The organism is Variovorax sp. TBS-050B (genome assembly GCF_029893635.1).
Lineage (GTDB): Bacteria > Pseudomonadota > Gammaproteobacteria > Burkholderiales > Burkholderiaceae_C > Variovorax.
Genome location: NZ_JARXYR010000001.1, coordinates 22,089 through 39,231, shown reverse-complemented (window position 1 = coordinate 39,231; position 17,143 = coordinate 22,089). Strand labels below are relative to the sequence as shown.

Here is a 17,143-nt window from a genome sequence, read left to right as displayed (position 1 = left end):
TCTTCTACTCCGCTTGTTCGGGACCGGCGAAGACGCCGGCGTGTTCGAGTGCGCGCTCCACGCAGGCCGTGAAACGCTTCTGGTCGATGGCGTCCCGCTCGGGAAGCGCGGCCTGTACCGCCGATTGCAGTGACGCACGGCCGGCCGCGGGCGCGCCCCGGCGCGCGATCTCGTCCGCGAGTGCCTGCAGCAGAAGGGGAGGACCATCGGCGGCGCCCAGGACGATGCGCGCGCGCTGGCGCGAGGCATCGAAGTACACGGCCGCGCTGGCCTCCGCAAACTCGCCCGGCTTGCGGCAGACCTTGTGGTAGCCCCAGCGCGTGGCGGGGGTCTCCGCAGGCACGGCAATGGAGACGATCAGTTCATCGGACGCGAGCACCGTCGTGTAGGCGCCGAGCATGAACGCGTCGGCCTCGATCGTGCGCTCGCCCCGCGGCGACCCGACCACCAGGCGCGCACCGAGCGCCGCGAGCGTCACCACCCAGTCGGCCGCGGGATCGGCATGCGCGAGGCTGCCACCGACGGTGCCTCGGGTGCGGATCGCGCGGTAGGCGATGCCGCGCGCGACCTGGCGCATGGGATGCTGCGCCAGCGGCGGGTGCACGCCATCCTCGATCTCGGCATGGGTGACGGCGGCGCCGATCTCGACCCAGCCCGCCTTGCGGCTGACGGTGCGAAGCCCGGGGATGTGCGCGACGTCGACCACCTGCGCGGGCCGCGCCAGCCTCAGGTTGAGCATCGGGCCGAGAGACTGGCTCCCGCTCATGGCCTTGGTCGCGCCACCGCCGGCCGCCAGCGCTGCGATCGCCTCGTTCACTTCGAGGACGCGCGTGTATCCGAACTTTGCCGCTTTCATCGGGCGTGCTCCTGTGGGTGCTTCGCACCCTCGAAGGCTGCGAGCAAACGGCGCGGCGTCAGCGGCGTCATCAGTACCTCGGCGGCGCCGGTGCCGCGCAAGGCGTCGTTCACGGCATTGAAGATCACCGCCGGCGGCGCGATCGCACCGCCCTCGCCCACCCCCTTGGCGCCGAACTCGGTGTGCGGCGACGGTGTCTCGAAGTGTTCGATGCGGATGCGCGGCACTTCCGTGGCGCCCGGCAGGATGTAGTCCGCCAGCGTGGAGGCCAGCGGCTGGCCCTGGTCGTCGTAAGGGCTCTCCTCGTACATCGCGGTGCCGATGCCCTGCGCGATGCCGCCGATCGTCTGCCCCTCCACGATCATCGGGTTGACCATGGTGCCGCAGTCCTCGACGACGACGTAGTCGAGAATCTCGACCTCGCCCGTCTCGGTGTCGACGGCCACCACCACCGCATGCGTCGCATAGGTGAAGGTGCCGGTATCGACGTTGGGCTTGTACGCACGCGACACCTCGAGGCCGCCGAGATGAACGTCGGCCGGCAGGTCCTGCGGCGTGAGGTACCACGCGCGCCCGACTTCCGAGAGCGGGATCGACCTGTCGCCGGCCACGGCGCGCCCTTCGATCAACGCGACGGCCTGCGCATCCACGCCCATGAGGTAGGCCGCGATCGACCGGATGCGCGGCAGCAGCTCCTTGCACGCGACCGAGATGGCGCCTCCCGACATGACCGTGGCGCGCGACGCATAGGTGCCGGAGGAGAACGGGGTGAGCGCGGTGTCGCCATGCACCACCCGGATTCTTGCCACCGGAATCCCGAGCACGTCGTTCGCGATCTGCGCGAAGCTGGTCTCCATGCCCTGGCCGTGCGAGTGCACGCCGACGCGCACCTCGAGTCCGCCATCCGCGGTCATCCTGACCACCGCCTGGTCGAAGCCGGGCACCACCGGCAAGCCCCAGTTGGCGAACACCGTCGTGCCGTGGGCGGACTGCTCGGTGTAGGTGGCGGTGCCGAAGCCGATCAGGCGCCCGTCCGCCTCTCCGCGCGCCTGTCGCTCGCGCACGGCCTCCAGTCCGATCATCTCCACCGCGCGCCGCAGGCTGGCCGGAAAGTCGCCGCTGTCGAAGTGCTTGTTGGCCACATTGACATAGGGCATGGCAGCGGCCGGCACCAGGTTCTCCATCCGGACCTGCCAAGGCTCGCGCCCCACCTCGCGCGCCACGGCGTCCATGAGGAGTTCGATCGCGAAGCAGACGCCGGTGCGCGCGACGCCGCGATAGGCCATGAACCCGGGCTTGTTGGTCGCGACGCACACGGTCTCGCAGCGATAGCCGCGGAAGCTGTAGGGGCCCGGCAGGTTGCCGATCGCCTGGCCAGGCTCCAGGCCGACGAAGAAGGGATAGTAGGAATAGGCGCCGCCGTCGATGGTGATGACGGCATCCAGCGCCAGGAGCCGTCCGGTGCGGTCCGCATAGGCCGTGAGCCGATAGTGATGCTGCCGCGTGTTGGCCCCGACGATCAGGTGCTCGCGTCGATCCTCGAGGTAGCGGAACGGCGTGCGGTACGTCTTGGCCAGCCAGGCCACGCACAGGTCTTCGGGGTAGAGCTGCCCCTTGTAGCCGAAGGCGCCGCCGACGTCCGGCGACACGACGCGCACGGCTTCCTCGTTCATCGACAGGTGCTGGGCGATTCCCACGCGCAGCAGATGCGGGACCTGCGTCGCACTGACGACCACCAGTTGATCGGCCTGGAAATCCCAGTACGCCAGGACCGACTTCCCCTCCAGCGGCACGATGCACTGGCGTGACAGCTCGACCGTGCGGCTGACCTTCACCTCGGCCTTCGCGGCAAGCTCCTCGAAGTCGCGATTGGCCCGCAGCGTGAGGAACACGTTGTCCTTCCAACCGGGGTGCATGAACTCTCCCGTGGCGGCGAGCGCGGACTCGGCGCCGTGGTAGACGGGCAGTTCGTCATACGAGACCTGCACTTCCTCCAGCAGGTCCTCCGCCACAGCGCGCGTCGGCGCAACAGCCATGGCGATGGCCTCTCCCACGTGGCGAACCTTGCCCGAGGCCAACGGCGGCAAGGCCGAGTACTGGTAGGTGGGCAGCGAGGAAGGTGAACCGATGTCTGCCGCGTCCAACATCATCTCGCGCAGGAACACCTTTCCGGCGAGGGCTTCGGGAATCTCGACGCCCGTAATGGCAGCGTGCGCCAGAGGACTCCGGAGGAACGCGACCTCCTGAAGGCCCGGCAGCACGAAGTCGCCCACGAAATTCCCCTTGCCCACCAGATGGCGCGCGTCCTCCTTGCGGGGTACCCGGGCGCCGATGCCCTCGCGCTTCAACAGTCTCTGCGGGATGTCTGCGTGGTCCATGCGTTTGCTTCTCCTTCTGGTGTCCTCGTACCGGACTGCACCGCTTCGGCTGTTCGACGCATGAATCATGACGCCGATGTGCACACAGCGTGTCGATCCAGGGTGAGCCGCCGGGCCCATGCCTCGCGATTAAGTCAGTTAACTGTCATAAGTGTACGCGCGCGCTCGGCGCATGGAAAGCCGATTTTTTCCAACGCGGCAATCAACGCCGCCACTTTCTCGATCATGGTGCGTTTCCCCAATGGAAATGCGCTGCTTTGATGCATAGACAGTGGATTCGAAAATCCATTCTGGTGCGCCACGGCACCGTACAAACCCGCACAAAAAAACACAAGACATTTCCCTATTTATGTCAGTACACTGACTACTTGTATGCCTCAAGATCTACAGGATGGAACGATGGACTGGATCAAGGTCGCCTCGGCCCGGGAGCTGAGCAACGATGAAGCCAAGACCGTCAATGTCGGCGGCCACGGCGTCGCGCTGTTTCGCATCGACGACGAGTTCTTCGCCACGGACAGCATGTGCACGCATGCCACGGCGCTGCTGTCGGAGGGCTACGTCGAGGACGGCTGCGTCGAATGCCCTCTGCACCAGGGGCGCTTCGACATTCGCACGGGCAAGGCGATGTGCGCGCCGGTCACGGTGGACCTGCGCATCCATGCCGTGAAGCGGGAGGGCGACGACATCTACGTGCTGTCGCCGGCCGGCAAATGACGTCACCGGACGTGCTCATCATCGGCGCCGGCCAGGCGGCGGCCGTCGCGGCACAGGCGCTGCGCGAACACGGCCATCGCGGCCGCATCACGATGCTGGGACGGGAGCGCCACAGGCCGTACGAGCGGCCGCCCCTGTCCAAGGCCGTTCTGGTCGCGGCCGAAGAGCCCATCCTCGACGTCGTCGCGCAAGAGGCGTGGGCGCTCGGCGACATCGATCTGCGCCGCAGCAGCGAAGCGAGCGCGCTGAATCTTTCGAGGCGGCAGGTTCGCCTGGCCGGCGGCGAGGTGATCGGGTACGACATGTGCCTCATCGCCACGGGTGGGGAGGCGAATACGCTGGCCTGCGCGCCGGCCGGAACGCCCCACGTGCACCATGTCCGCACCCTCGATGACGCGCGGCGGCTGCGCGCCGCCCTCCAGCACAGGCCGCAGGTCGCGGTCCTGGGCGGCGGCTTCCTCGGCCTCGAGATTGCGAACGCCGCACTGGCAGCGGGAGCGACGGTGACCGTGCTCGAACGCGCCACCTCCCTGCTCGATCGCTTTCTGCCCCCCGAGGCATCGGCATGGCTGGCGTCCGGATTGCGGCAGGCAGGTGCGCGGCTCATGCTCGGAACCTCGCTCGGCGGCCTCCAGAGCCTGCCCGGCGGCCGCATCCGCCTGGCCACCGATGCCGGGGACCTGGCGGTGGACGAGGTCGTCGTCGCCATCGGTCTTTCGCCCAATGACGGATTGGCCCGCGACGCGGGTCTGCAGATTGCGGCAGGCGGCGGCATTCTGGTTGACGCGCTGTGCCGCACGAGCGACGAACGCGTGTTCGCCTGTGGCGACTGCACCAGCCAGCAGCGTCCCGGCCAGGCGGGGCCCACACGCATGGAATCCTGGCAGAACGCGAACGAGCAGGCACGCACCGCCGCCGCCGCCATGCTCGGTGCGCCCGTTCCGACGCCGGCCGTGCCCTGGTTCTGGACCGACCAGGGACCCCACAACATCCAGGTGCTCGGCCTGCCCGCCCCCGATCTCGCATATGTGCGCCGGGGCGACCCGGCCGGCGGCAAGTCGCTGTGGATCGGCCACCGCGACGGCGTTCCGCTGCACGGCGTCGCCGTCAACGCGGGCGCCGATCTGCGAGCGCTTCGTCCGCTCTTCGAACAGGGGCAACCCCTCGAGTTCGACGACTTCCGGCAGGACGCCACGAACCTGCGCGCCTGGGTCCGGCAGATGCGGGCCGGCGCCGCTTCCACCGTTTAACCCCTCTCAGAGCCAAGGAGCTTCCATGTATCAATCGCAGGCGGTCATCGGGATCACGAATGCCCGAAAGAACCCGCCCCTGGCGCAGTGTGTCTGGCCCGCCGACGCACTGAACAACATCCCGGACTGGGTCTACACCAGCCAGGCCATCTATGACCAGGAGATCGAACGCATCTTCCGGGGAGAGACCTGGAACTTCGTCGCTCTGGAAGCAGAGATTCCGAACCCCGGCGACTACAAGCGCGGCTACGTCGGCGCCACGGCCGTGGTGATCGTTCGCGCAGAGGACCACACGATCTCCGTCTTCGAGAACCGCTGCGCCCACCGCGGCGCCGAGTTCTGTCGCGCCAGCCACGGCAACACCAAGGAGTTCGTCTGCCCCTATCACCAGTGGTCGTATGACCTCAAGGGCAACCTGCAGGGCGTTCCGTTCAAGCGCGGCATCAACAAGGTCGGCGGCATGCCGCCGGACTTCAGGAACGCCGAACACGGCACCCGCCAGTTGCGCGTGGCCACGCGCAACGGCGTGGTGTTCGCCACCTACTCCGACAAGACGCCGCCGCTGGAGGCGTACATGACCAAGGAGATCGTCGAGGAGTTCGACGTCCCCTTCTCGGGCAAGAAGCTCAAGATCCTGGGCTACTGCCGCAACGAGCTTCCGTGCAACTGGAAGATGTACCACGAGAACCTCAAGGATCCGTACCACGCGACGCTGCTGCACTCGTTCCTCGTGGTGTTCGGCCTTCTCGTGCCAGGCATCAAGTCGATCGTCTTCGCGGACAAGGAACATGGCCGCCACGGCTACATGGCCTCGGCCAAGCCCGACGAGATCTATGCCACCGTGGCCGCCGACGACAAGGCGGAGATGCGGTCCTTCAGCGACAGCCTCAGGCTGCGGGACGAGCGCTTCCTGGACTACGTGCGCGAGTTCGACTCGCCCTGGTCGGCCAACATGATGACGATGTGGCCGAACCTGATCGTCCAGCGCCAGATGAACACGATGGGGGTGCGCCAGATCATCCCGAACGGCCCGAACAGCATGGTGATGCAGTGGACCATGTTCGGCTACGAGGACGACACGCCGGAGATGACGCGGCATCGCCTCCGTCAGGGCAACCTGATGGGGCCGTCCGGCTTCCTCGGCCTGGAAGACAACGAGGCGCTGAAGTTCGTGCAGGAAGGCATCCGCAATTCGTCCACGGACAACAACGTCGTCAAGCTCGACGCAGGCCACCAGGGCACGGCGCGCAACCTGATCTCGGAGTCGTGCATCCGATCGCTCTACCAGTACTACCGGGAAGTCATGGACATCCGTGTCGCGGAGAAGGCGGCATGAAGGAGCGGCTTGCCTACGCCAGAACCGCGGTCGCGCCGCATCGCGCGGCCGAGCTGCGCGCCGAGATCGACGCCTTTCATGCCGAGTACTGCGCCGCCCTCGACGCCAACGACGTCGAGCGCTGGCCCGACTTCTTCAGCAAGGAAGCGACGTACCGGATCACCTCGCGCCAGAACGCGCTGCTGGACATGCCCGTGGGACTCGTCTACTGCGAGGGACTGGACATGATCACCGACCGTGCGCTGGCCGTCGCGCACTCGCAGATGTTCGCGCCGCGGCACATGCTGCATGTGCTCGGGATCACGCGTGTGCTGCAGGAGACGGACCGGACGATCAGCGCGCAGACGCCCTTCATCCTGATGCAGACCCTGGTCGAAGGGCCCACCACCGTGCATCTGGCGGGCATCTACCACGACCATTTCGTGCGCGAAGGCGAGCGGCTGCTCATTGCCAGCCGCGAAGTGGTGCACGACACGGAAATTCTCGACACAGCCCTGGCGTACCCGGTCTGAATCCACGGAAGGCAAAGCATGAATAAAACCCCCAAGATCGCGCTCGAAGAGCACTTCTCCGCCCCCGGCTTCGACGTGTACGCGGCCAAGTACACGCGGGTGCTGCCGCCCGACTTCGTCGCCAGGCTCAATGCCCGGCTCAGCGACTTCGACGACCAGCGGCTGGCCGCAATGGACGCGGGAAACATCGAGTATGCGGTGCTGTCGCAGACGATGCCCGGCGTGCAGGCCGAGGTGGACGGCGCCGCCGCCGTCCGCCGCGCACGCGAGAACAACGAGTTCCTCGCCGAGCGCGTGGCGCGCCATCCGCAACGGTTCGGCGCCTTCGCCCACGTGGCGCTGCAGGATCCGGCGGCGGCGGCCAGGGAACTGGAACGCACCGTCGTCGAGCATGGCTTCAAGGGCGCGATGGTCAACGGCCACACCCTGGGGCGCTACTACGAAGGCAGCGAATTCGATGTCTTCTGGGAGCGCGCACAGGCGCTCGGCGTGCCGATCTACCTGCACCCCAACGCGTTCAGCCAGCCGCCCGCGCTGCTGGAAGGCATGCCGGTGCTGCAAGGCGCTGCGTGGGGATGGGGCGTGGAGACGGCCGGGCATGCACTGCGTCTGCTGTTCGGCGGCGTGTTCGACCGTTTCCCGAAGCTGACCCTGCTGCTGGGCCACATGGGCGAGGCCCTGCCGTACCAGCGCTGGCGCATCGACAGCCGCTTCGCCGCATACCCGACGGGCATCAAGCTCGCGCGCAGGCCCAGCGAGTACATCGGCAGCAACATCCTGATCACCACGTCCGGCGTGTGCTCCGCACCGGCATTGCTGGGCGCCATCGGCGAACTGGGCGCGCATGCCGTGCTCTTCTCGGTGGACTACCCCTACGAGTCCACTGCCGAGGCCTGCACCTTCATCGAGCAGGCGCCGCTCGACGAGCGAACCCGTGCGCAGGTGTGCCACGGCAACGCCCGCCGGCTCTTCAAGCTGGGCAGCCCGCAAGACCTTGCGCTGCTGCAGATCTAACACTTCACACCAAAGGACGAAGAATGCCAGTCAGCGATTACCAGATGGTCAAGGCGTGGGACGAGGTCCTGAAGCTCAGCAAGGTGGAGCCCGGACAGAAGGTCTCGATCCTGTGCGGCCCCCATACGCATCCTCAGACGCTGCAGACCGCGACGATCGCGGCGCAGGCCGCCGGCGCGGTCGTCACCAGGATCGAGCTGCAGCCCATCAACGCGGAGAAGGCCCCGAGCCGCGACCTGATGAACTACCTGGGCGAGACGCCCCTGACCAACAACCCGGTCGCACTCGCGGCGATGAAGAACAGCGACCTCGTGCTGGACCTGATGCTGCTGCTGTTCTCGCCGGAGCAGATGGAGATTCTCGAGTCGGGAACGAAGATTCTCCTGGCGGTGGAGCCGCCCGAGGTGCTCGTGCGGGCGGTGCCGACCGAGGCCGACCGCCAACGCGTGCTGGCTGCATCGAGGCTGCTCAAGGCCGCCAGGCGAATGCACGTGACCTCGCCGGCCGGGACCGACGTGACGTTCCAGCTCGGCGATTTCCCGACCATCAGCGAGTACGGCTTCTGCGAGGAACCCGGGCGCTGGGATCACTGGCCGAGCGGCTTCCTCTTCACCTTCGCCAACGAGGGCGGCAGCGACGGCACGATCGTGATCGACCGTGGCGACATCCTGCTGCCGCAGAAGAACTATGCCTCGGACAGGATCACGCTGAACCTGCGCGAAGGCTTCGTGCGCAGCATCGAGGGCGACGTCGACGCCGCCCTGCTGCGCGAGTTCATGGAGGCCTACAAGGATCCGGAGGCCTACGCCATCGCCCACATCGGCTGGGGCATGCAGCCGCGCTGCTACTGGCATACCTTGTCGCTGATGGACCGCGAAGCGACCTCCGGCCAGGACGCGCGTGCGTTCGAGGGCAACTTCCTGTTCTCGCTGGGCCCGAACAACGAGGCCGGCGGCCCGCGCACCACGCCCTGCCACCTCGACATTCCGCTGCGCAACTGCACGGTGAAGCTCGACGACGTCGTCGTGGTTCGCGATGGCAAGGTCATCGACGAGGCCTTCCAATGAGCACCGAGCCGGACATCTACCGCAAGCAGGGCTTCGGCAACACCGTTGCGCCCAAGGCGCCGTACGGCCTGCTGATCATCGACTTCGTCAATGGCTTCGCCGATCCGCTCACGTTCGGTGGCGGCAACATCGATGCGGCGATCGAATGTACGCGCGGTCTTCTGGCTGCGGCGCGCGCGCGTCGATGGCCGATCGCGCACACGCGGGTCGTGTACCAGGACGACGGCGCCGACGCCAACATCTTCGCGCTCAAGGTGCCGCCCATCCTCGCGCTGCGCGAGGACGCGCCGCAAAGCCAGATCGTTCCGCAGCTCCAGCCCGAGCACGGCGAACTGGTGCTGCGCAAGATCCATCCTTCGGCCTTCTTCGGCACGTCGCTGGCGGGCTGGTTGTCTCAACGCGGCGTGCAGACCCTGCTGATTGCGGGATGCACGACCAGCGGCTGCGTGCGTGCCAGCGTGGTGGATGCCATGTGCCACGGCTTCCGCCCCCTCGTCGTCACGGACTGCGTGGGCGACCGATCGCTGCAGGCGCACGAGGCCAACCTGTTCGACATGAACCAGAAGTACGCGACCCTGCTGCCCCGCGACGCCGCCCTGGAAGCGACGGCCGCGCAGCGGCACGGTACCCCGGCCTGACGCCGACCCATTCACCCACGATTTCCGTTCCCTTTCCGTCAAGGCTCGGGCGCATGCCGTGAGCGCGACCCTCAACCTGGAGAAGAAGATGACCCTCAAACTCATGGCCGCGATGGCGGTCTCGCTCGCGGCGCTGGCATTCCAAAGCCGCGCCGACGTCATCAAGGTGGGTGTGATCGCACCCATGTCCGGACCGTTCTCCGCGGTCGGCCAAACGTGGGAGGGTGCGACCAGGGCCTACCAGAAGCTCAACGGCACCACGGTGGGCGGACACACGATCGAGGTCATCTTCCGCGACCTGCCGGAGATCAACCCCGCACAAGCCAAGGCACTGGCGCAGGAGCTCGTCATCAAGGAAGGCGCCCAGTACATCGCGGGCCTCTACTTCACGCCCGACACCCTGGCCGTCGCAGCGCTCGCGCAGGAGGCGAAGTTGCCCGTCGTGGTCTTCAATGCATCGACGTCGTCGCTGCTCGAGCGGTCGGACTACCTGCTGCGCACCTCGTACACCCTGCCGCAGATGGCGGTCCCCGTGGCCAAGTACGCGCTGGAGAAGAACGTGCGGAATGTCGTGACGCTGGTCAGCGACTTCGGCCCCGGCCTCGATGCCGAGAAGGCGTTCACCACCGCCTTCGTCGGCGGCGGTGGCAAGCTGCTCGAAGCCATTCGTGCGCCGCTGAAGACCACGGATTTCGGGCCGCTGATGCAGCGCGTCAAGGCGCTCAAGCCCGACGCCCTCTACGTCTTCGGCCCCGGCGGCCCGGCCACCTACGCCATGATCAAGGCCTACAACGAAGCGGGGCTGAGGGCCGCGGGCGTACGCTTCCTGGGCACGGGCGAGACCGACGAGGATCAGCTGCGCGCGATCGGGCCCGAGCTGCTCGGGATCGAGACCGGGATGTTCTATTCGGCGTCGCACAACTCGCCGCTGAACAATGCGGTCGTCAAGGCTCTGGCCGACGTGGCGCCCAGGGCCATTCCCACCGTCCAGCTCGCGAATGCGTTCGACGGACTGCATGTGATCTATCACATGGTCAAGGCGACGGACGGCAAACGCGACGGCGCCAGGGCGCTCGCCGCTGCCAGGGGCTTTTCCTGGGAAAGCCCGCGCGGCCCGGTGAAGATCGACCCGGTCTCGCGCGAGTTCGTGCAGAACGTCTACATGCGCGTGGTCGAGAAGGATCCGTCCGGCCGGTTCGTCAATCGGGAGTTCCGAACCTTCGAGATGCAACCCGACTACGGCCGCATCCAGAACGCGTCGAAGTAAGGCGGAGACTGCAGCATGTCTGTTGCGCTTCTCAGCAGCATTCTGATCGACGGGACCGCCTACGCCATGATCCTGTTCATGGTCACCGTCGGCCTGTCGATGACCATGGGTCTGATGCGGGTGGTGAATCTGGCCCATGGCGCCTTCGCGATGCTCGGCGGGTTTCTCGCAGCCAGCCTTCCGCAGCGCCTGGGCGTGCCGATCGGGCTGGGCTTCGTGCTCGCGATCGCCGCCGTGGCCCTCGTCGCGGTGCTGTTCGAGCGCGTCCTTCTGCGCCGCTTCTACGGGCGCGAGGATCTCGACCAGATGCTGGTGACCATCGGCCTGATGTTCGTCGCGACGGCCGCGGTCAACCTGATGTTCGGATCGTCGGTGACATCCGTCGCGCTGCCCGAGGCGTTCAGCGGCTCGGTGGACCTGGGATTTCGCGCCATCCCCCGGCACCGGCTCATCGTCGTCGCCTGCGGGCTCCTGGTCGTCGCCGTTCTGTGGCTGACCGTGGACCGGTCGTCCTTCGGCATCCGGGTGCGCGCCGCCGTCGACAACGCGCCGATCGCCCGGGCCATCGGCATCGACACGACAAGGATCTATGCAGCCACCTTCGCGATCGGTGCCGCGCTCGCGGCGCTGGGCGGCATCGCCGGCGCGGAGCTGCTGCCGATGGAGCCGACCTACGCCTCCAAATACCTGGTGATCCTCCTGGCGGTCGTCGCCGTGGGAGGCAACGGAAATCTGTTCGGTTCGTTCTTCGCAGCGTTGCTGCTCGGCATCGTGGAGACCTCGATGAAATACATGGTTCCGCAGCTCGCCTCGGCTGCGTTCTTTCTGACGATGATCATCGTCTTGCTGATCCGGCCGCAGGGGCTGTTCGGGAGACGGGCATGAGCGCGGTGAGTCCGCCCATCGCGGTGGCTGCCGTGCCCTCCCGCCTGCGCCCATGGACGCAGTTGCGAGGCGAGATCGTGCTGACGCTAGCGGGGCTGCTGGCCTTCGTGCTGTTCCCGCACGACCTCGGCTTGCTGACCAACATGGCGACGATGTCCATCTTTGCACTGTCGCTGAGCCTCGTGCTCGGCCAGGCAGGCATCGCGACCCTCGGCCAGGCCGCGCTGTACGGCGCCGGTGCCTACGTCGCGGGCTGGACCGCGCTGTATCTGACCGCCGATCCGATCGTCGGCCTGCTGCTCGGCGGCCTGGGCGGCGGCGCGATCGCGCTGCTGAGCGGCGCCGTGATGCTGCGCTCGACCAAGCTCACGCTGGTCATGCTCACCATCGCCGTGGCCCAGCTGCTGCTCGAGCTCGCCAACTGGGCCAGATGGCTCACCGGCGGCGACGACGGTCTCGCGGGCTTCGACATCGCGCCCCTGTTCGGCGTCTGGGAATTCAACTTCCTGGGCCGCACCGGCTACTTCTACGCCCTGGGCGCCCTGGTGCTGGTGTACTTCCTCGTGCGTCATCTGGTCGAATCGCCCTTCGGCCTGACGGCCAGGGCGATACGGCAGGACCCCGGACGCGTCCAGGCGCTGGGCGGGCGCGTGTACCTGCACCTGCTGGCCGTCTACACCGTCGGCGGCGTCGTGGCGGGGCTGGCCGGCGCATTGACGGCACAGACCAGCAAGGTGGCCAATCTCTTCATGCTGGATTTCGCGACGTCCGCGGGCGTGGTCGTCATGATCGTTCTGGGCGGCACGCGCCGCCTGGCGGGCGCGGTGCTCGGCACCGTCGCGTACATGAGCATCCACCACATCGCATCGACACTGAACCCGTACCACTGGCTGTTCTTCATCGGTTCGATGCTGATCGTCGTACTCATCGTCCTGCCCGAAGGTCTGATCGGCCTTCTGGACCGGGCCGCGGCGCACGCCAGGCGGCTCGCGGGCCATGGAGGCGGCCGATGACACCCCGACTGCAGACCCACGACCTCTGCCACTCCTTCGGCGGCCTGGCCGTCACGCAGAACGTCACGCTGTCCCTTCCGGAGGGTGCCCGAACGGCGCTGATCGGCCCGAACGGCGCCGGCAAGACGACGCTGGTCAACCTGCTGAGCGGGGCGATGCGCCCGCAATCCGGCGACATCCGGCTGGACGGCCGTCCGATCGTCCAGCTGCCGCAGTACGCACGCGTGCGCAGCGGCATCGTTCGCACGTTCCAGATCAGCCGCCTGTTCAAGGAGATGACGGTGGCGGACAACGTGAAGGTGGCGGTGCTGCAGCGGCTGCGGGCTTCGATGCAGTGGTGGCCCTCGCCGTCGCGTTCCGCGCGCGTCCGCGACGAGGTCTGCGAGACGCTCGACATGCTGGGGTTGCATCCCTATGCGAACCGGGTGGTGGGACAGCTGGCGCTCGGCGAACAGCGACTTGCGGAGATCGCCCTGGCGCTCGCGATGAAGCCCCGGGTGCTGCTGCTGGACGAGCCCGGCGCGGGCGTCCCGCAAGGGGAAGGCGGCCGCATCATGGACGCCATCGGGCGTCTGCCGAAGGAACTGTCCGTCCTGCTCATCGAGCACGACATGGACCTGGTGTTCCGGTTCGCCTCCCACATCATCGTCCTCGTGGCCGGTGCGGTGCTGGTCGAAGGTTCGCCGCGGGAAGTCGCCGCCAACGCCCAAGTCAAACAGATCTACTTCGGACGGGATGGCCATGCCTCAACGCCCCATTGAACTCCGGTTCGACGATGTCACGACCGGCTACGGCGGCGTGCCCGTCGTCGAGCATCTCAGCTTCAGCGTGCGCGAAGGCGAGCGCCTCGGGCTGATCGGGCGCAACGGCGCCGGCAAGACGACCACGCTCGCCACCGCGATGGGGCTGGCCGATCTGATGCAGGGTCGCATCCACTTCGGCGGCAACGACATCGGCGGCGCCAGCACGCATGCGCGCGCGCGGGCCGGCCTCGGCTACGTGCCGCAGAGCCGCGACATCTTTCCCTCGCTGACGGTGGAAGAGAACCTGCTGTCGGGCCTGCAGGGGCGCTCGGCCGCCGCGGCCCTGCCGCCGATCTATGCGCTGTTTCCCCGGCTCAAGGAGCGGCGGCGAAACGGCGGCACGCAGCTGTCGGGCGGCGAGCAGCAGATGCTGTCCGTGGCGCGCGCACTCGTCGGGCAGCCGCGCGTCCTGCTGCTCGACGAGCCGCTGGAGGGCCTGGCCCCGATGGTGCGCGAGGAGCTGATGGACGCCATCGTTCGCATGAGCGAGCAGCTCGGTGTCGGCTGCGTCCTCGTGGAGCAGCACGTGGACGTGGTTCTCGACTTCTCCACGAACGTCATCGTGCTGGAGCGCGGCATCGCCGCCTACGCGGGCCCGGCAGCGGCGCTGCGCGACGAAGAGGAGCTTCTGAACCGCACCATCGGCATCCAGAAATGCTGAAGCCGAGCCCCGCGGCCAGCGCTGAGTCCGCCCGGCCTCGCCTGTCATGCAGAACCTGCGCGCCCTCCTGAGTCCGCTGCGGGTGTTCGACGCCGTGTACCGGGCGCGAGGGGTGACGCGCGCCGCCCTGTTGCTTCACGTCACGCCGGGCGCCGTGAGTCAGCAGATCAAGCAGCTCGAGACCGGGCTCGGCGTGCAGCTGTTCCAGCGCTCCGGCCGCGAGATCGAGCTCACGGCGGTCGGCGAACGACTTGCGCACCGCGTCTCGGATGCTTTCGATCGCCTGCACGACGCGCTCGACGATGTGGCCGACACCCAGGGCGAGAAACGGCTTCGCCTCAAGGTGACACCCAGCCTGGCGATCCGCTGGCTGGTTCCTCGCCTGCAGGGCTTCCATGCACGTCATCCGGACATTGCGCTGGAGATCGCGACGATCGCCCTCGCCGACGATGTCCGGCTGGAAGGCGCCGACTGCGCTATCCGCCACGGCATCGGCGAGTGGGCAGACGTCGAACTGGACCACCTCTTCGACGACGAGCTGCTGCCCGTCTGCGCCCCCGGCCTGGCCGGGCAAGTGCGGGCGCCCGAGGATCTGCTGCAGGCCGGCCTGCTGCACTCCATGCTGCGACCGCAGGCCTGGCCGCTCTGGTTCGAATCCGCCGGGCTGACGAATCCGTCGCATCTGCGCGGCATCACGCTGGCGAATGCCGCGTTGTGCTACCAGGCCGCAGCCGATGGCCTGGGCGTCGCGATGGCCCAGCGGGCCTACGTGGAGCAGGATCTGCGCGCCGGTCGGCTCGTTGTTGCGGCGGACCACATCGCGAGGACGGAACGCGGTTATTACCTCGTCTGCGACCCCATGAAGGCGGCGGCGGCCCCCGTGCGGCTGTTTCGAGACTGGATCCGTTCCGTGCGCTAGTCGGCCTTGAATCCCGAGGCTCTGACCACCGGCTCCCAGAACCTGCGCATCTCCCCGAACCTGGCGCGCGCATCGGCCGGGGAGCTTCCCGTGTTGACGAAGCCGAGCGTCCGCACCTTGCCCGCGAACTGCGCGCTTGCAGCCGCCTTGCGCACGGCGCTGCTCCATTCGGAGACGACCGCCGAAGGCGTGCCCGGCGGAAGGCAGATGGACAGCACGCCGACGGCGGTGAGCTCTTTCCGGCCGAGCTCGCCGAAGGTCGGCACCTCCGGCAGGAGCGGCGAGCGTTGCGCGGAGGTGACCGCCAGCACGCGCAGCTTGCCGGCGTGGTGGTGCTGCGCGAAGTCCCCGACGGTCGACGTGCCTGCGGCGACGTTCGCACCCGCCAGGTTCACGATCATCGGGGCTGCGCCCTGAAACGGGATGTCCTGCAGCGGTGTCCCGATGATGCTGGCGATCCGCAATCCGAGGAAATGCGTCGGCCCGCCCGATGCGGCATGCCCGAAGTTCGCCCTTTCCGGATGTGCACGCACCCATTGGGCGTATTCGCCGAAGGTCCGGACGGGCGACGACGACGGCACGGCCAGTGCCATCGGGAACTCGACCACCGTCGAGACCGGCAGGATGTCCCGCTCCGGGTCGTAGGCAAGCTTGTTGAAGACGAATGGGTAGATCGAAACCAGGAAGTCGGGGCACAGCATGGCCACACTGCCATCGGCAGGCGCGGCACGCAGCGCATCGATCGCGAGCTTCCCGCCGGCGCCGGGCTTGTTCTCCACCACCACCGGACGGCTGAGCGGGTCATGCAACTGCTCCGCAAGCGCACGCGTCACGACGTCGAGCGTTCCGCCGGGCGAGAAGCCCACCAGGATCCGGGCGGGCGGACGGCCGGTTTGCTGCGCGACGGCCGCCGATGCAGCGACCGCTGCGGCAGCGACGAGCACAAGCCGATGCAGCCAGACCTTCAGGGGCCGCTTCTTCATGCAATGCTCCAGGACGAATACGGCGAGCTCATGCCGGGTCCGAATCGTCGACGCGCGCGCGACATTCAGCGGCCTCGAAACACGGGGGCGCGCTTCTCGGCGAAGGCGCGGCGCCCCTCCAGCCGGTCCTCGCTGTCCCTGAGCAGCCCGAAGGCCTGGCGTTCCAGTGCCAGCCCGCCGGCCAGCGGCAGTTCCCTTCCGTCCATCGCGAGGCGCTTGGCGGCGGTCATCGCCAACGGAGCGTTCGCCGCCATCACGCCCGCGAGGCGGATGGCTGTTTCCCGCAACGCGGCGAAGGGAACCACCTTGCTGACCAGCCCGATCCGCAGCGCTTCTGCGGCGTCGATGCGCTCGCCTGTCAGAAGCATCCACATCGCGTCCGACTGGCCCACCGCGCGGATCAGGCGCTGCGTGCCGCCGGCGCCGGGGATGCTGCCGACCCGCACCTCCGGCAGGCCGAACTGGGCGTTCTCGGAGCAGATGCGGATGTCCGCCAGCAACGCCAGTTCCAGCCCGCCGCCGAGGGCGTAGCCGTTGATCGCAGCGATGACGGGCTTGTCGGTCTGCAGCGTGCCGAAGTTGAAATGCCGGGTGCCGGCGCGGAAGACCTGCCGGGCTGCGCTGTCGGCGGGCGGCATCGTCTTCTTGAGGTCCGCCCCCGTACAGAAGGCGCGCTCGCCCGCACCCGTGAGGACGAGCACCCGGATCTCCTCGCTGTTCGACACCTCGTCCCAGATCTCGAGCAGCTGCTCGTTGGACTCCGGGTCGATGGAGTTCATGGCTTCGGGCCGGTCCAGGGTGACGACGGCGACGCCGTTGTGGATTGTCTTGACGATGGGCATGG

17 protein-coding genes are annotated in these 17,143 nt (G+C 67.7%); 13 read left to right on the top strand and 4 right to left on the bottom strand.

The window, feature by feature from the left end; translation table 11 throughout:
* Positions 1-4: 4 nt before the first annotated feature.
* Entirely contained in the window at positions 5-856 is an 852-nt protein-coding gene (locus M2165_RS00190) for an FAD binding domain-containing protein (RefSeq protein ID WP_280812644.1), read from the bottom strand.
* Positions 853-3,234 (bottom strand): xanthine dehydrogenase family protein molybdopterin-binding subunit, encoded by a 2,382-nt coding sequence (locus M2165_RS00185; protein ID WP_280812643.1) that lies wholly within the window; start codon positions 3,232-3,234, stop codon positions 853-855. Before M2165_RS00185 ends, M2165_RS00190 begins: the two co-directional genes overlap by 4 nt.
* Before the next feature lie 399 nt (positions 3,235-3,633).
* Between M2165_RS00185 and M2165_RS00180 the strand changes: the two genes are divergently transcribed.
* Genes M2165_RS00180 through M2165_RS00120 form a run of 13 tightly spaced genes read left to right on the top strand, consistent with a single transcriptional unit; the run spans position 3,634 to position 15,316 of the window.
* The gene (locus M2165_RS00180) at positions 3,634-3,951 is read left to right on the top strand and encodes a non-heme iron oxygenase ferredoxin subunit (RefSeq protein WP_280812642.1); all 318 of its coding nucleotides are present in this window, start codon (positions 3,634-3,636) and stop codon (positions 3,949-3,951) included.
* An 11-nt stretch (positions 3,952-3,962) separates the two neighbouring features.
* Positions 3,963-5,201 carry an FAD-dependent oxidoreductase gene (locus M2165_RS00175; protein WP_280812641.1) on the top strand — a complete coding sequence of 413 codons (1,239 nt, stop codon included), beginning with the start codon at positions 3,963-3,965 and terminating at the stop codon, positions 5,199-5,201.
* Positions 5,202-5,226: 25 nt separating this feature from the next.
* Positions 5,227-6,537 carry a Rieske 2Fe-2S domain-containing protein gene (locus tag M2165_RS00170; protein ID WP_280812640.1) on the top strand — a complete coding sequence of 437 codons (1,311 nt, stop codon included), beginning with the start codon at positions 5,227-5,229 and terminating at the stop codon, positions 6,535-6,537.
* Positions 6,534-7,049 carry a nuclear transport factor 2 family protein gene (locus tag M2165_RS00165; RefSeq protein WP_280812639.1) on the top strand — a complete coding sequence of 172 codons (516 nt, stop codon included), beginning with the start codon at positions 6,534-6,536 and terminating at the stop codon, positions 7,047-7,049. The genes M2165_RS00170 and M2165_RS00165 overlap by 4 nt, the downstream gene beginning before the upstream one ends.
* Positions 7,050-7,067: 18 nt before the next feature.
* Complete coding sequence (locus tag M2165_RS00160) at positions 7,068-8,063, top strand: amidohydrolase family protein (RefSeq protein ID WP_280812638.1); 996 nt, start codon at positions 7,068-7,070, stop codon at positions 8,061-8,063.
* 23 nt (positions 8,064-8,086) lie between these two features.
* On the top strand, positions 8,087-9,130 hold the full coding sequence (locus M2165_RS00155; RefSeq protein ID WP_280812637.1) for a 2,5-dihydroxypyridine 5,6-dioxygenase: 1,044 nt from the start codon (positions 8,087-8,089) through the stop codon (positions 9,128-9,130).
* The gene (locus M2165_RS00150; RefSeq protein WP_280812636.1) at positions 9,127-9,768 is read left to right on the top strand and encodes an isochorismatase family protein; all 642 of its coding nucleotides are present in this window, start codon (positions 9,127-9,129) and stop codon (positions 9,766-9,768) included. The genes M2165_RS00155 and M2165_RS00150 overlap by 4 nt, the downstream gene beginning before the upstream one ends.
* A gap of 58 nt (positions 9,769-9,826) precedes the next feature.
* Positions 9,827-11,035 carry an ABC transporter substrate-binding protein gene (locus tag M2165_RS00145; RefSeq protein ID WP_280812635.1) on the top strand — a complete coding sequence of 403 codons (1,209 nt, stop codon included), beginning with the start codon at positions 9,827-9,829 and terminating at the stop codon, positions 11,033-11,035.
* A 15-nt stretch (positions 11,036-11,050) separates the two neighbouring features.
* A complete protein-coding gene (locus M2165_RS00140; protein WP_280812634.1) occupies positions 11,051-11,920 on the top strand; it encodes a branched-chain amino acid ABC transporter permease in 870 nt (289 codons plus the stop codon).
* Positions 11,917-12,933, top strand: a complete 1,017-nt coding sequence (locus tag M2165_RS00135; RefSeq protein ID WP_280812633.1) for a branched-chain amino acid ABC transporter permease — start codon at positions 11,917-11,919, stop codon at positions 12,931-12,933. Before M2165_RS00140 ends, M2165_RS00135 begins: the two co-directional genes overlap by 4 nt.
* On the top strand, positions 12,930-13,694 hold the full coding sequence (locus tag M2165_RS00130; protein ID WP_280812632.1) for an ABC transporter ATP-binding protein: 765 nt from the start codon (positions 12,930-12,932) through the stop codon (positions 13,692-13,694). Before M2165_RS00135 ends, M2165_RS00130 begins: the two co-directional genes overlap by 4 nt.
* Entirely contained in the window at positions 13,675-14,397 is a 723-nt protein-coding gene (locus tag M2165_RS00125) for an ABC transporter ATP-binding protein (protein WP_280812631.1), read from the top strand. Before M2165_RS00130 ends, M2165_RS00125 begins: the two co-directional genes overlap by 20 nt.
* 46 nt (positions 14,398-14,443) lie before the next feature.
* Positions 14,444-15,316: a LysR substrate-binding domain-containing protein gene (locus M2165_RS00120; protein ID WP_280812630.1), complete on the top strand. Its 873-nt coding sequence runs from the start codon at positions 14,444-14,446 to the stop codon at positions 15,314-15,316.
* Here M2165_RS00120 and M2165_RS00115 read toward each other — a convergent pair.
* Both M2165_RS00115 and M2165_RS00110 read right to left on the bottom strand, forming a co-directional pair.
* Complete coding sequence (locus tag M2165_RS00115) at positions 15,313-16,299, bottom strand: Bug family tripartite tricarboxylate transporter substrate binding protein (protein WP_280812629.1); 987 nt, start codon at positions 16,297-16,299, stop codon at positions 15,313-15,315. The genes M2165_RS00120 and M2165_RS00115 overlap by 4 nt on opposite strands.
* Before the next feature lie 65 nt (positions 16,300-16,364).
* The gene (locus tag M2165_RS00110; RefSeq protein WP_280812628.1) at positions 16,365-17,141 is read right to left on the bottom strand and encodes an enoyl-CoA hydratase-related protein; all 777 of its coding nucleotides are present in this window, start codon (positions 17,139-17,141) and stop codon (positions 16,365-16,367) included.
* Between the last annotated feature and the right edge of the window lie 2 nt (positions 17,142-17,143).

What these genes read in the sequence shown, in the direction of transcription:
- M2165_RS00190 (WP_280812644.1), bottom strand. Translation starts at nt 856, where the DNA reads ATGAAAGCGGCAAAGTTCGGATACACGCGCGTCCTCGAAGTGAACGAG.
- M2165_RS00110 (WP_280812628.1), bottom strand. Translation starts at nt 17,141, where the DNA reads ATGCCCATCGTCAAGACAATCCACAACGGCGTCGCCGTCGTCACCCTG.
- M2165_RS00115 (WP_280812629.1), bottom strand. Translation starts at nt 16,299, where the DNA reads ATGAAGAAGCGGCCCCTGAAGGTCTGGCTGCATCGGCTTGTGCTCGTC.
- M2165_RS00150 (WP_280812636.1), top strand. Translation starts at nt 9,127, where the DNA reads ATGAGCACCGAGCCGGACATCTACCGCAAGCAGGGCTTCGGCAACACC.
- M2165_RS00180 (WP_280812642.1), top strand. Translation starts at nt 3,634, where the DNA reads ATGGACTGGATCAAGGTCGCCTCGGCCCGGGAGCTGAGCAACGATGAA.
- M2165_RS00155 (WP_280812637.1), top strand. Translation starts at nt 8,087, where the DNA reads ATGCCAGTCAGCGATTACCAGATGGTCAAGGCGTGGGACGAGGTCCTG.
- M2165_RS00130 (WP_280812632.1), top strand. Translation starts at nt 12,930, where the DNA reads ATGACACCCCGACTGCAGACCCACGACCTCTGCCACTCCTTCGGCGGC.
- M2165_RS00140 (WP_280812634.1), top strand. Translation starts at nt 11,051, where the DNA reads ATGTCTGTTGCGCTTCTCAGCAGCATTCTGATCGACGGGACCGCCTAC.
- M2165_RS00160 (WP_280812638.1), top strand. Translation starts at nt 7,068, where the DNA reads ATGAATAAAACCCCCAAGATCGCGCTCGAAGAGCACTTCTCCGCCCCC.
- M2165_RS00185 (WP_280812643.1), bottom strand. Translation starts at nt 3,234, where the DNA reads ATGGACCACGCAGACATCCCGCAGAGACTGTTGAAGCGCGAGGGCATC.
- M2165_RS00120 (WP_280812630.1), top strand. Translation starts at nt 14,444, where the DNA reads ATGCAGAACCTGCGCGCCCTCCTGAGTCCGCTGCGGGTGTTCGACGCC.
- M2165_RS00170 (WP_280812640.1), top strand. Translation starts at nt 5,227, where the DNA reads ATGTATCAATCGCAGGCGGTCATCGGGATCACGAATGCCCGAAAGAAC.
- M2165_RS00165 (WP_280812639.1), top strand. Translation starts at nt 6,534, where the DNA reads ATGAAGGAGCGGCTTGCCTACGCCAGAACCGCGGTCGCGCCGCATCGC.
- M2165_RS00135 (WP_280812633.1), top strand. Translation starts at nt 11,917, where the DNA reads ATGAGCGCGGTGAGTCCGCCCATCGCGGTGGCTGCCGTGCCCTCCCGC.
- M2165_RS00125 (WP_280812631.1), top strand. Translation starts at nt 13,675, where the DNA reads ATGCCTCAACGCCCCATTGAACTCCGGTTCGACGATGTCACGACCGGC.